Genomic DNA, 12,192 nt, shown 5'->3' with positions numbered 1-12,192 from the left:
GGCTGATATGTCGGCAATCTTATACCCTCAATGCCCGCGTGAAGAGCATGTTCCAAGTGAGGTGCAAAGCGGGCCTGTAAGCCGGGTTCTGTCGCGGACGGTCATTTATCTTGGCGCACGCATCGCTGCGCGGCTCTTCGCACGCTACCCGGGCGCGGGCCGGGCCGGCCCATGGCGCCCCTATTCGCGCTTGCTCCGGATGGGGTTTACCAAGCCGCCGTGTTGCCACGACGCTGGTGGTCTCTTACACCACCGTTTCAGCTTTTCCCTTTACGCCTGAGACGCAGGTGGGAGTCTTCTTTTCTGCGGCACTTTCCGTCGGGTCGCCCCGCCTGGCCGTTAGCCAGCATCCTGCCCTGTGGAGCCCGGACTTTCCTCACGGCGGCGCCGAGGCGTCGCCGCGCGACCGCCTGGCCCGCTTTGCGGGAGCCATTGTAGCATGGGGGAGGCCGAAGGGGAGCACGAGGGCGCCCGAGGCTCCTCCGTTCACAGAACGCACCGCCTTCGTGACGGCATGCCGGGCAACTTGTGCGCGCAGCCTCTTGCGCCGGGCGCGCTCCGTGATATGCTTTGTCAGCTGAACATCAGGGGTGAGCTTACAAAATCCTTACATACAATCATACGTGTAAGCTGTTGGCTAGAGAAAAGTAAAGTGTTAACCTATTGGCGCGCAATCGAGCAGGTTTACCCACGTAAACAGCTAACTTTCTCTTTACATTGCGCCTCGGCCGTCCCTGCGGGCTGCCCGTCCCGCCGACGGCGCCTGTTCCCGGCGTGTCGGGGTCCAGAATGAGTCTACTGGGGGAGTGGAACGCCTTGGACGTGTCGTTGGGATTGTTCTTGCAGGAGATCGTCTCCAATCCTATCCTCGCCATCTCGGTCTTGCTTACGCTCGGGGTCATCTTCGTCAACGGTTGGACGGACGCCCCTAATGCGATCGCGACGTGTATCTCGACGCGTTGCATGAATGTGCGACCCGCCATCATCATGAGCGCCATCTTCAACTTCTTGGGCGTGCTCATCATGACGCACATCAACGCATCGGTGGCATCGACCATCTCAAACATGGTCGACTTCGGCGCCGACACCAACATGGCTCTGGTCGCCCTGTGCGCGGCGCTGTTCTCGATCGTCGTCTACAGCGTGGGCGCCTCGATATTCGGCATACCCACCAGCGAGAGCCACAGCCTCATCGCCGGCCTCACCGGCGCCGCCATCGCCATCCAGGGCGGCATCGACGGCGTCAACATGGACGAGTGGGTGAAGGTCCTCTACGGCCTCGTGCTCAGCCTCATCCTGGGCTTTGCGATCGGCTGGGGCATCAGCAAGCTGCTCACGATACTCTGCGCCGGCATCGACCGGCGTCGGGCCAACAGCTTCTTCAAGGGCGCGCAGATCTTTGCCGCCGCCGCCATGAGCTTCATGCATGGCGCCCAGGACGGCCAGAAGTTCATCGGCGTGCTGCTTCTGGGCGTGGCCTTCTGCAACGGCCAGCCCGACGTGTCGGGGGCGATCATCCCGGTGTGGCTCATGCTGCTGTGCAGCACCGTCATGGGTGTCGGCACGAGCGTCGGCGGCGAGAAGATCATCAAGTCCGTGGGCATGGACATGGTGAAGCTCGAGCGCTACCAGGGCTTCTCGGCAGACCTCGCCGGCGCCTTCTGCATCCTGCTCTCCACCGTCTTCGGCATCCCGGTCTCCACCACGCACACCAAGACGAGCGCCATCATGGGCGTGGGCGCCGTGAAGCGCATCTCGGCGATCAACTTCAGCGTCGTGCGCGACATGTTGCTCACCTGGGTGTTCACCTTCCCAGGCTGCGGCCTCATCAGCTTTGTCATGGCAAAGCTCTTCATGATGTGGTTCTAACCACTCCGGATTCTTCGGGCGGCCCCACGGCCGGCCCGCTGCGGGGTGGACCTCGCGGCGGCATCCCGCGATCGATCACGCTCCAACCAAGGGGGATATCACATGGCCAGGAAGAATGACGCGTTCTACTTCGAATCCTTCTGCGCGTGCGCGGACCTTTCGTGCCAGGCGGCAAAGCTGCTTGCCAAGGTGACGGAGGACTTCGACCCAAAGCGCATCGTCGAGGCGCTCGAGGCGATGCATGACATCGAGCAGGCCGCCGACGAGAAGAAGCACGAGATTCGCGACGCGCTCATCACCGCCTTCGTCACGCCCATCGAGCGCGAGGACATCGCGCTTCTGAGCCAGCACCTCGACGACGTGACGGACCGCATCGAGGGCGTGCTGCACCGCATGTACTTCGACAACATCCAGTCCATGCGCCCCGATGCGCACGAGATGGTCGACATGATCGTCCGCAGCTGCGAGGAGATGCGCGAGCTTCTGGGCGAGATGGCGCACTTCAAGCGCTCCAAGACCCTCTACGACCACGTCGTCGCCCTCAACAGCATCGAGGAGGAGGCCGACCACGTCTTCATCAAGGCCATGCGCAACCTGCACACCACCTCGACCGACCCGCTCGAGATCCTGGCGTGGCGCGAGGTCTACACCTTCTTGGAGTACTGCGTCGATTGCTGCGAGAGCGTGGCAGACACGGTCGACAGCATCGTGATGAAGAACAGCTAAACGGCTCCGAGCGCGACATTCGATTATGATTGATGGCGACATCCGGGTGGGTGTCGCCATCTGCTTTAGAGGCGCCGGGCCCGCGGCGGCGCCGCGGGCGGCTGCAGGCGCCAAGGCCATGCTGCGGGCACAGACGGGCGAGGAGCGTGCCATGGAGAGCTATATCACGATGCGCGAGGGCGTGGAGTCCACCGCGGAGTTTGTCGATCGGAAGAGCCGCTTCATCGCGCAGCTCGTGCATGTCGCGTCCGAGGAGGAGGCGGCCTCCCATATCGCCGAGGTGCGCGGCCGCCACTACGATGCGCGGCACAACGTGCCGGCGTGGATCTTAAGCGACGGTCGCGAGCGTGCGAGCGATGACGGGGAGCCGCAGCGCACGAGCGGCATGCCCACGCTCGAGGTGCTGCGCGGCGCGGGGCTGCGTGACGTGTGCTGCGTGACCACGCGGTATTTCGGCGGGACGCTTCTGGGCCCCGGCGGGTTGGTGCGCGCCTACACCGCGGCTGCCCAGGCGGCGGTCGAGGCCGCGCGCGAGCAGGGCATGCTCGTCGAGATGACCTCGGTGGTGCCGGTGGACGTCGAGGTCGCCTATCCCGCCTACGAGCAGGTGCTTCACCTGGTCGAGCATTCGGGCGGCAAGGTTGCCGCGAGCGAGTTCACCGACCTCGTCAGGATGAACGTGGTCTTTAAAGAGGGGGACGAGGCGCCCTTTCTGGCTGAGCTGACCGAGCGGTTTGCCGGACGCAAGGTCGCCGAGGCGGGCAAGGCGCGCTTCGCCGAGTTTTAGCCACAAGGCGCGCCCTGCGCAAGAGGCGTGCCCTGCCTAGGCGCGATAGGCGTCGATGATCTCGCACGAGATGCGCACGGCGTCTTCGATGCATCCCGGGCAGGTGCGCAAGACGCCCGTCTCGCTGCCGACGCCCTTGAGTTCGCGGCAGATGGTGGTCGTGTTCTGTGCGCGGAAGTCGTCCACGAGCCGGCGCACCAGCTTATAGGTCTTGCCCTTCGTGGTGCCGGGCTCGGCGGTGCCGGCGCTCGCGAGCTGGCTCAGCACCATGACGGCTCCCGAGATGGCGCCGCAGGTCTCGGTGGTTCCGCCCATGCCGCTGCCGAATCCCTCGGAGAGGCGGTAGACGGCGTCGGCGTCGACGCCCACCAGGGGGGCGAGCGCGCAGCCGACGGCTTGCGCGCAGTTGTATCCATGCTCGGACCTCAGGGCGAGCGCCTGCTCGACCAGCTGAGGGGTCTGCTCGGTAAGGGTTGCTGCGGCCATGGGACTCCTATCCTTCGATGCGCTCCGGGCGCGATGTGTCGTCGGTCTATTGTGGCACATTTTGGCGGGTTGCCGTCCTCTGCTCGCAGCCCTCTGCTCGCACGCCGTCCCGCCGCCTCCTCCGCCCGGCGCCTGCACGCCGCCCCTTTGCCTTCGCTCTCTTGCGCAGCCTGCAAGCCGGCGTCCTTCCAGGCGCGTCGGTGGCATCTGTGTTAAGAATGCTTCCTGAAGCGTCGGCGAGGACGGCAACCGGCTAATCTTTACCGTTGGGCCGGTTCGCGCCGGCATCTCATGCAATCCCTCTTGCGCAAAGGAGTGAACGAATGGCAGAGCATATCGGAACGACCTGTGTCCAGGGCGGCTATCGCCCGGGCGACGGCGAGCCGCGCCAGGTGCCGATCTATCAGTCCACCACGTGGAAGTACGATACGAGCGAGCACATGGGCAAGCTCTTCGACCTCGAGGAGGCCGGGTATTTCTACACGCGTCTCCAGAACCCCACCAACGACGCGGTGGCGGCGAAGATCTGCGAGCTCGAGGGCGGCTCCGCGGGCATGCTCACGAGCTCTGGCCAGGCGGCCAACTTCTTCGCGCTCTTCAACATCGCCGGCGCCGGCGACCACATCGTGGCGAGCTCGGCCATCTATGGCGGATCCTTCAACCTGATCGCTCACACCATGCGCCGCATGGGCATCGAGAGCACCTTCGTGGCGCCCGACTGCACCGACGAGGAGCTCGAGGCGGCGTTTCGTCCCAACACGAAGGCCGTCTTCGGCGAGACCATCGCCAACCCCGCGCTCGACGTGCTCGACATCGAGCGCTTTGCCGCCGCCGCCCATGCGCACGGCGTGCCGCTCATCGTGGACAACACGTTCCCCACGCCTGTCATGTGCCGCCCCATCGAGTGGGGCGCCGACATCGTGACGCACTCCACCACCAAGTATATGGATGGCCACGGCGCGGCCGTGGGCGGCGCCATCGTGGACTCAGGCAACTTTGACTGGGACGCCCATGCCGACAAGTTCCCCGGGCTCACCACGCCCGACGAGACCTACCACGGCGTCGTCTACACGGAGAAGTTCGGCCAGGGCGGCGCCTTCATCACCAAGGCGACCTCGCAGCTCATGCGCGACCTGGGCTCCATCCAGTCTCCGCAAAACGCCTTCCTGCTCAACATGGGCCTCGAGAGCCTGCATGTCCGCATGCCCCAGCATGTGAAGAACGGCAAGGCCATGGCGGAGTTCCTCCACGACCATCCGAAGGTCCGCTTTGTGAAGTACCCTGGCCTGCCCGACGACCCGTGGTACGAGCTCGCCCAGAAGTACATGCCCAACGGCACCTGCGGCGTGGTGAGCTTCGGCTTCGAGGGCGGTCGCGCCGCCGCGGAGCAGTTCATGAAGAACCTGCATGTGGCCCAGATCGCCACGCACGTCGCCGACGCCCGCACCTGCGTGCTGCATCCGGCAAATGCGACCCATCGCCAGATGACCGACGAGGAGCTTGCCGCCGCCGGCATCGCGCCCGATATGGTGCGCCTCTCATGCGGCATCGAGGACACCGACGACCTCATCGCCGACGTCGCCCAGGCGCTCGAGACGGTGTAGCGCCGGCCGGCAAGGTTTGGCCGACAGGCCCCTGTCGCATTCTGAGCTGCACGGCTCGCCGTTCGCCGAAGCTCGGTCTTTTTACGAAATCGAGGCCGATTTCGTAGTATTACCGAGCTTCGGCGAAGGTGGGCCCCCTCGAAGCTCGGTCTTTTTCACATTTGCCGTCGACGGGAATGGCAAGGGCCCCTAGCTGCGGTGATACAACCTTTTACAGCCTTGGCTGCATGGGGCGTGCCCCTCCACGGTATAGTCGGGATGAGGTTCGCATCGATACGGGGAGGGCCAATGGGCATGACGGCGCATCACAGGGAAAGGCCGAGCTGCCGCGCGGGGGCGCCGGCATCCGATGGCCCGCAGGGCGCCCCTCAGCCGACTGCCGTAGAAATCGGCAGGCGCATTCGTGAGCATCGCGAGGCCGCCGGCATGAGTCAGGAGGAGCTTGCCTGCGCCTGCCTCGTGAGCCGTCCGACGATCTCCTCGTGGGAACGCGGGCGCACCCAGCCAAGCGCGGAGGACCTTGCATACCTCTCCGTCGCCTTCGACGTCCCTGCCGATACGCTGCTCCAGGGCATCGCGCGGCCGAATGCCCGCACCTCGCCGGACCGCCGCGAGCTCGCGGTACTCTTTTGGGTGTGGTGGCTCCTCATCGCCCTGTCGGCGCTTGCGGTGCATGCGTGGGCGGCCGTCGGATTCCCGCTCGCCTCGCTGCAGCTCGCCCTCTCTGTGGGAACGTTGGGGGCGTGCGTCGGGGTGATGGCGCGCGCCGCGTTCATCGCCCGACGCAACGGGCTGAGGACGACCGACGAGCTCGTCGCCTATTATTATGGAGAGCGTCATCCCGACAGGCTCGCGGGCAGACCGGCGTGGGTGCGCTTCGTCAAGCGCCACGAGACGGTGCTTGGCATCGCGTCGGGGATCGTCTGGTACGTGTTTGTCTCCGGACTCATGGACGGAGCGCTCGACCTCAGCACCTTCGCTGCGTTCATGGTGCCCGTCGCGGCGCTCGACGTCGCGGCGATTGCGGCGCTCATGCGTTAGGGAGGATGGTAGGGAGGATATTCATGCAGGTTGAGGAGCTGAGCTATCCCAGCGCGGACGGGGTTTCGACCGTGCGGGCACGGCTGTGGGCGCCAGGCGCCTCGGCGCAGCTCCGGGGCGTGGTCCAGATCGCGCATGGCATGGCGGAGCACATCGGCCGATACGAGGCGTTTGCGGGCATCCTCGTCGACGCGGGGTTCGCCGTGTGCGCGAACGACCACATCGGCCACGGCGCCACCGCCCGGAGCGAGGACGACCTGGGCCACATTCCCATCCATGGCGGGGCCGACATGCTCATCTCCGACCTGCGAACGCTTCGAGGGCGCGTCCTGGAGCGGCTCGACGCCGGTCGGGACGCCTCGCCCGGGTCGGTGCTCCGCGGCTTGCCTGAGGCGGCCGCGCCCGTCTCGTCCGACGCCGCCGGACGCGGACACATCCCATACATCCTCTTCGGCCACTCCCTGGGGAGCTTCATGGCACGCGTGTACCTCGCGCGCCATCCCGAAGACCTCGATGGCGTCATCATCTGCGGCACCGGCCAGCAGCCGCGCCTGCTCACCGACGCGGGGCGCCTGCTCACCCGTCTTGTCGCCGCCGTTCGGGGCGAGCGCTTCCGCAGCGCCTTCGTCGACTCGATGGGCGTCGGGGCCTACGCCCGCGCGATCCCCCATGCAAAGACCCGCGTCGACTGGATCTCGACCGACCGGGCGGTGGTCCAGGCCTATCTCGACGATCCGTGGTGCGGACAGCTCTTCACGGTCGGCGGCTATGCGGCGGTGTCCGCTCTGGCGGGCGATGCCCAGCGCTGCGACCTTCTGGCGAATACCCCGCGCGAGCTGCCGCTTCTTTTCATCTCGGGCGTCGAGGACCCGGTCGGCGATCGTGGCCGGGGCGTCGGGCGGGCGGTCGAGCAGTATCGCTCCTGCGGGTTTTCCGACGTCGAGCAGATCATCTATCCCCATATGCGTCACGAGATTCTCAACGAGCCGGGCCGCGACCGGGTCTGCGCGGACATCCTGGATTGGCTTGCCCGCCATGGCTGCGCCGCTCCCGACGCGCCGCGGGAGGGCGGCCGCCCCGCCGCGTGATTCGGCGGACCGGTCGGGGACCGGAGGCGGTCGCGGCGGCTGCCACGGGACGCGCCGACGGGGCGCGCCCGACGGGGGCGTTTGGCGCCCAAAAGCTTCACGGGCCGTCCCTAACGGCAACGGGGCAGGCCCGACATGGTATCCTGCTACCAATTGCAAACGCGGGCGAAGGGGAGCGCCATGAAGCTGTTGGAAGACCGTATCCGAACCGATGGCGTCGTCAAACCGGGCGGCGTGCTCAAGGTGGATGCGTTTCTCAACCATCAATGTGACGTCGAGCTGTTCGACGCCATGGGCGAGGAGTGGGCACGTCGCTTCGCGGGCGTCCCGATAACCAAGATTCTCACCATCGAGGCGTCGGGCATCGGAATCGCGTGCGTCGCAGCCCGGCACTTTGGCGGCGTCCCCGTGGTGTTTGCCAAAAAGGCGCCTTCCATCAACCTCGACGGCGACCAATATGCGACCACCATCTACTCATTCACCAAGCAGCGCGAGTACCCCGTCATCGTGGGCAGCCGCTTCCTGTCGCCTGACGACCACGTCCTCATCATCGACGACTTTCTGGCCAACGGCTGCGCGCTTGAGGGACTTATGCGGCTCTGCGACATGGCGGGCGCCACGGTCGAGGGCATCGGCATCGCCATCGAGAAGGCCTTCCAGGGCGGAGGCGACGCGCTGAGGGCTCGCGGCATTCGGGTGGAATCCCTGGCGCGAATCTCCGCGATGGACGGCGAGACGGGCGAGCTCGCCTTTATCGACGATTCCGCCGAGGCCTAAGACGCCGCGCGCGGCCGCAGCACCGTGAGGGCGCCCGGGACCACCTCGACCGCCACGTGGCTCGAGCGCACGAGCTCCCCGTCTGCCTGGATGGGGTAGTCGTCGCCGTCAAACCAGAACTCGACGCGCCGCGCGCGGCCCATCGTGACCAGGCGCGACCCGGTGTGGTGGCCGCCCTTGGCGCGCAGAAACACCGGCACCGCGGCGGCGCGGGGAATGCGTCCCGCCGCATAGCAGGTGTCGAACAGCCCGTCGGCGGGGTCCGCCTCCGGGCAGATGCGAAAGCCCGAGCCATAGGTGGGCCCCAGCTGCACGGCCATGAGCAGCAGGTCGCGCGCCTCGGGCTCGGCGCCGTCCATGGAGACGCGCGCGGGATAGCGGCGGTAGCGCATGCCGAGAACCGAAAGGCTGCTTGCCAGATAGAGCGCCGTGCCCGTCAAGGGCGTGGATTCGCGCAGCTCCTGGGTGCCCAGGGCGATCGCCGCGTCGAGTCCCACCGAGAAGGTCTCGACAAAGTAGCGGGGCGCGCCGCCCTGACCGCCATCGTCGAGCAGCTCGATGCGGCCCACGTCCACGGGTTCCGGCGTGCAGGAGAGCAGCCAGCCGGCGTCGAGCTTGCCGCCGTGCGGAATGCCCAGGGTGCGGGCGTAGTCGTTGCCAGACCCAACCGGCACCACGCCCAGGCGGGGGCGGCCCTGCCTGGGCAGGTCCATGAGGCCCGAGGCGACTTCGTTGACCACGCCGTCGCCGCCGAGGGCGAGCACCGTATCGAAGCCTGCGGAGGCGCGGGCGAGCTCCGTGGCGTGGCGGGGCCGCTCGGTATAGACGAGTCTTGACCCCGCCGCGCAGGCGCCGGAGCAGTCCAAGAAGCGCTGCAGGCGCTCGGCGGCGGCACCCGCCTCGCCGGAATGTGCTGCGGGGTTGGCGATGATCAGCGCGCGTCCCAGCGCGGCACGGTCCGTCTTCATGCGTGCTCCTCGGTGGCATGGCGCTGTATCGCCTCGTCGACGGTGAGGTCTTGGTCGGCGTCGAGCGAGCGCCGCTTCGGGGTGACGATGCGCTGCGCGGGATAGACGCCGCGGTGTCCCGCCACCAGGTAGCTCACGAAGGCGACGATCACCATGTAGGCGGCGGCGTCGCCTCCAAACATGTCGATGGAAAGCATGATGGTGGTCACGGGCACGTTGAGGGCGGCTCCAAAGACGCCCACCATGCCAAGGGCCGCCATGAAGCTGGGGCCGAGGCCCGAGAGCGTGCCGATCCATCCGCCGAGGGAGGCGCCGATATCAAACAGCGGGGTCACCTCGCCGCCCTGGAAGCCGGCGCCCAGCGTTAGCGCGGTCATGACGAGTTTGATGAGGGCGTCGAGCCAGGTGGTCTCACCTCTGAAGCCCGCTTCGGTGAGCCATTCGGCGAGGCCTCCATAGCGGAAGAGCCCGCCCGCCGCGTAGACGCCGAGCAGCACGAGCGACCCGACGAGGGCGGCGACGAGGTAGTTTTGGAACCGCTGCGAGTAGAAGCGCTTCACGGTGCGGATGGAAAGCGAGAACAGGCGTGCCACCAGGCCAAACGCCACCGCTGCCGCGACCACCGCGGCGAGCGTGCCCGCCTGCATGGCCGGAACCGACTCGATGGCGTGGGCGCCATGGGACACCCCGAGCGCGCGTGCCACGGCGTCGCCGATGAACGAGGCGGCGAGGCAGTAGAGCGCCGCGCGATAGTTGAGTTTGCCGACGGTGCACATCTCCATGCCGAAGAAGGCGCCCGCGAGCGGCGTGCCGAAGACGCCGCCGAACGCGGCCGAGATGCCCCCGAGCATCAGGTCCTGGCGGTCGCGGTCGCGCAGCTTGAAGACGCCCGCGACGTTGCTCGCGATCGTGCCGCCGATCTGCACCGCCGTGCCCTCGCGTCCCGCCGAGCCGCCTGCGAGGTGGGTGGCGACCGAGCAGATGAAGGTGAGGACCGCCATGCGGGCATGGATGGGCGTCCCCTCAAGCGAGCTGTCGATGACGAGGTTGTTGCCGCGCGCGGCGCGCAGGCCATGGTTGCGGTAGACCCATGCCGTGGCGACGCTCACGACGGGCAGCAGGGCAAAGAGCGCGAGGTTTTGCTCGCGCGCCGCGGTCACCAGGTCGAGCGCCGCGAGAAACGCCCACGCGGCGCCTCCCATGAGGACGGCGACCAGCATGGTGAGCGCGAGGGTGCGCAGGGTGGCGCGCATGTTTCCCAGGTCGCGGCGGGTGTCGGCGGCGAGCGCGCGCTCGGTGCGGATGAGCTCGTGGCTCACGAGGCCCACGATGCCATGGCCGTGATGGCTCGAGGTCGGCGTGTTGTGCGGGGGCGTGGACATGGGACTCCTTCGACGTCGGGCGCCCGGGCCTGCGCGCGGGCGCATGCGGGCCGCCGCGCGGCCCGCTCTATCCGGGGCCATTATACGGCACCGGCCCGGGCGCGGCCGTTCCTCGAAGGCAGGTCGCCGGGCACGCATTATACTGAGACGAGAATACTTTTAGGTGCGGCGCGGCCACCTCCCGCGCCCAGGGAAGGGGAGCATGTTGGAGAAGATGATTCCGCTCGAGGAGGCGCGCGCGATCGTGCTCGACCACGTGGCGCCGCTTGACGTCGTGTCGCATCCGGCGTGGCGGGCCGTGGGCCTGCCGCTCGCCGAGGACGCCGCGACCGATATCGACCTCTCGCCGTTTGCAAACAGCGCCATGGACGGCTATGCCCTGCGCTCGGCCGACCTTGCCGCCGCAGGTCCCGACGCCCCGGCGGTGCTCGACGTGGTAGGCCACGAGGCCGCCGGGCATGTGTTCGAGGGTACGGTCGAGGCGGGCCAGACGGTGCGCATCATGACGGGCGCCCCCATGCCCGACGGCGCCGACGCCGTGGTGAAGTACGAGGTCGTCGAGGTGCTCGAGGGCGATGGCAACGAGGGCTCGCGCGTCGCGTTCCGCGCGGCCGCCCCCGTCGGCGACAACGTTCGAGCCGCCGGGCTCGAGGCGCATGCCGGCGAGGTGGTCATGCATGCCGGGGAGGTGCTCACCGCTGCCGGCGCCGGTTTGCTCGCCTCTGCCGGGTGCTCCTCGGTGCGGGTGCGCCGGCAGCCCGTGGTGGGCGTGCTCTCCATCGGCACCGAGCTCGTCGACCCGGCGACCGTGCCCGCGCGCGGCCAGATTCGCGACGCCAACTCGTCCGCCATCCTCGCAGCAGCGCTCCAGGCGGGCGCGGAGGTGCGCTTCGGCGGCATCGCGCCCGACGACGAGGCCGCCATCACGCGCGCGGTTCTCGGCCTCGTCGAGACCTGCGACTTCGTGATCACAAGCGGCGGCGCCTCTGCCGGCGACTACGATTATGTGACGGCCCTCGCTCGCCGCGAGGGAGAGGTGCTGTTTGACCGCATCTCGCTCAGGCCGGGCAAGGCCATCACCTTCGGCCTCATCCGCGACGTGCCGTTCCTGGGGCTTTCGGGCAATCCCGCCGCGGCGTCGGTGGGCTTCGAGATGCTGGCCCGCCCCGCCATCCGCAAGATGCTCGGCTACACATCCTTTGAGCGCCCGGTGCAGCGCGCGCGGGTGCTGCATGCGGTCGAGAAGCGCCAGGAGCGGCGGTTCTACGACCGCGCGAGCGTGTCTCGCGACGAGGCGGGCGAGCTCGTGGTCCGTTCCGCAAAGAGCCAGAACTCGGCGCTGCTGGGGACGCTTCACCATGCCAACTGCCTGCTCATGGTGCCCGAGGGGCTCGTGGGCTACGACGAGGGCGACGAGGCGCCGTGCGTGCGCATCGACCTGCCCGAGGGCTCTGTCATCTAGGG

11 protein-coding genes and 1 other RNA gene are annotated in these 12,192 nt (G+C 67.6%); 8 read left to right on the top strand and 4 right to left on the bottom strand.

All coding sequences use genetic code 11. The annotated features are described in order from the left end of the window. Positions 1-61: 61 nt before the first annotated feature. An RNA gene (gene rnpB / locus H6A15_RS05745) (RNase P RNA component class A) lies at positions 62-422 on the bottom strand. Positions 423-789: 367 nt separating this feature from the next. Between rnpB and H6A15_RS05740 the strand changes: the two genes are divergently transcribed. From H6A15_RS05740 to H6A15_RS05730, 3 genes are all read left to right on the top strand, one after another. Beyond that, a complete protein-coding gene (locus tag H6A15_RS05740; protein ID WP_428840695.1) occupies positions 790-1,869 on the top strand; it encodes an anion permease in 1,080 nt (359 codons plus the stop codon). A gap of 102 nt (positions 1,870-1,971) precedes the next feature. Further along, positions 1,972-2,595 (top strand): DUF47 domain-containing protein, encoded by a 624-nt coding sequence (locus tag H6A15_RS05735; protein WP_204672795.1) that lies wholly within the window; start codon positions 1,972-1,974, stop codon positions 2,593-2,595. Positions 2,596-2,746: 151 nt separating this feature from the next. Beyond that, positions 2,747-3,382 (top strand): IMPACT family protein, encoded by a 636-nt coding sequence (locus H6A15_RS05730; RefSeq protein WP_204672823.1) that lies wholly within the window; start codon positions 2,747-2,749, stop codon positions 3,380-3,382. A 36-nt stretch (positions 3,383-3,418) separates the two neighbouring features. Here the strand turns inward: H6A15_RS05730 and H6A15_RS05725 are convergent, their stop codons facing one another. Beyond that, positions 3,419-3,868, bottom strand: coding sequence for a C-GCAxxG-C-C family protein (locus H6A15_RS05725; protein WP_204672794.1), 450 nt, complete (start codon positions 3,866-3,868; stop codon positions 3,419-3,421). Between the two features lie 323 nt (positions 3,869-4,191). Here H6A15_RS05725 and H6A15_RS05720 point away from each other — a divergent pair, with 323 nt between their 5' ends. The 4 genes from H6A15_RS05720 (at position 4,192) to H6A15_RS05705 (ending at position 8,378) form a co-directional block, all read left to right on the top strand. After that, positions 4,192-5,472, top strand: a complete 1,281-nt coding sequence (locus H6A15_RS05720) for an O-acetylhomoserine aminocarboxypropyltransferase/cysteine synthase family protein (protein WP_204672793.1) — start codon at positions 4,192-4,194, stop codon at positions 5,470-5,472. A 294-nt stretch (positions 5,473-5,766) separates the two neighbouring features. Continuing rightward, positions 5,767-6,513 carry a helix-turn-helix domain-containing protein gene (locus H6A15_RS05715; RefSeq protein WP_204672792.1) on the top strand — a complete coding sequence of 249 codons (747 nt, stop codon included), beginning with the start codon at positions 5,767-5,769 and terminating at the stop codon, positions 6,511-6,513. Positions 6,514-6,536: 23 nt separating this feature from the next. Beyond that, complete coding sequence (locus tag H6A15_RS05710; RefSeq protein ID WP_204672791.1) at positions 6,537-7,601, top strand: serine aminopeptidase domain-containing protein; 1,065 nt, start codon at positions 6,537-6,539, stop codon at positions 7,599-7,601. A gap of 180 nt (positions 7,602-7,781) precedes the next feature. Next, on the top strand, positions 7,782-8,378 hold the full coding sequence (locus tag H6A15_RS05705; protein WP_204672790.1) for a xanthine phosphoribosyltransferase: 597 nt from the start codon (positions 7,782-7,784) through the stop codon (positions 8,376-8,378). Here the strand turns inward: H6A15_RS05705 and H6A15_RS05700 are convergent. Continuing rightward, the gene (locus H6A15_RS05700) at positions 8,375-9,346 is read right to left on the bottom strand and encodes a diacylglycerol/lipid kinase family protein (protein ID WP_204672789.1); all 972 of its coding nucleotides are present in this window, start codon (positions 9,344-9,346) and stop codon (positions 8,375-8,377) included. The two genes, H6A15_RS05705 and H6A15_RS05700, sit on opposite strands and share 4 nt — an antisense overlap. Further along, a complete protein-coding gene (locus H6A15_RS05695; RefSeq protein WP_204672788.1) occupies positions 9,343-10,728 on the bottom strand; it encodes a chloride channel protein in 1,386 nt (461 codons plus the stop codon). The genes H6A15_RS05700 and H6A15_RS05695 overlap by 4 nt, the downstream gene beginning before the upstream one ends. Positions 10,729-10,930: 202 nt before the next feature. Between H6A15_RS05695 and H6A15_RS05690 the strand changes: the two genes are divergently transcribed. Continuing rightward, on the top strand, positions 10,931-12,190 hold the full coding sequence (locus H6A15_RS05690) for a molybdopterin molybdotransferase MoeA (protein ID WP_204672787.1): 1,260 nt from the start codon (positions 10,931-10,933) through the stop codon (positions 12,188-12,190). Positions 12,191-12,192: the final 2 nt, after the last annotated feature.

The sequence above is a fragment of the Enorma phocaeensis genome, from assembly GCF_016901575.1.
Classification (GTDB): domain Bacteria; phylum Actinomycetota; class Coriobacteriia; order Coriobacteriales; family Coriobacteriaceae; genus Limicola; species Limicola phocaeensis_A.
This window is presented reverse-complemented; position numbering and strand designations above follow the sequence as displayed.

Excerpts from the sequence above, each read along its gene's own strand:
- H6A15_RS05705 (WP_204672790.1), top strand. The coding sequence starts at position 7,782 with ATGAAGCTGTTGGAAGACCGTATCCGAACCGATGGCGTCGTCAAACCG.
- H6A15_RS05690 (WP_204672787.1), top strand. The coding sequence starts at position 10,931 with ATGTTGGAGAAGATGATTCCGCTCGAGGAGGCGCGCGCGATCGTGCTC.
- H6A15_RS05715 (WP_204672792.1), top strand. The coding sequence starts at position 5,767 with ATGACGGCGCATCACAGGGAAAGGCCGAGCTGCCGCGCGGGGGCGCCG.
- H6A15_RS05710 (WP_204672791.1), top strand. The coding sequence starts at position 6,537 with ATGCAGGTTGAGGAGCTGAGCTATCCCAGCGCGGACGGGGTTTCGACC.
- H6A15_RS05740 (WP_428840695.1), top strand. The coding sequence starts at position 790 with ATGAGTCTACTGGGGGAGTGGAACGCCTTGGACGTGTCGTTGGGATTG.
- H6A15_RS05700 (WP_204672789.1), bottom strand. The coding sequence starts at position 9,346 with ATGAAGACGGACCGTGCCGCGCTGGGACGCGCGCTGATCATCGCCAAC.
- H6A15_RS05695 (WP_204672788.1), bottom strand. The coding sequence starts at position 10,728 with ATGTCCACGCCCCCGCACAACACGCCGACCTCGAGCCATCACGGCCAT.
- H6A15_RS05730 (WP_204672823.1), top strand. The coding sequence starts at position 2,747 with ATGGAGAGCTATATCACGATGCGCGAGGGCGTGGAGTCCACCGCGGAG.
- H6A15_RS05725 (WP_204672794.1), bottom strand. The coding sequence starts at position 3,868 with ATGGCCGCAGCAACCCTTACCGAGCAGACCCCTCAGCTGGTCGAGCAG.
- H6A15_RS05735 (WP_204672795.1), top strand. The coding sequence starts at position 1,972 with ATGGCCAGGAAGAATGACGCGTTCTACTTCGAATCCTTCTGCGCGTGC.
- H6A15_RS05720 (WP_204672793.1), top strand. The coding sequence starts at position 4,192 with ATGGCAGAGCATATCGGAACGACCTGTGTCCAGGGCGGCTATCGCCCG.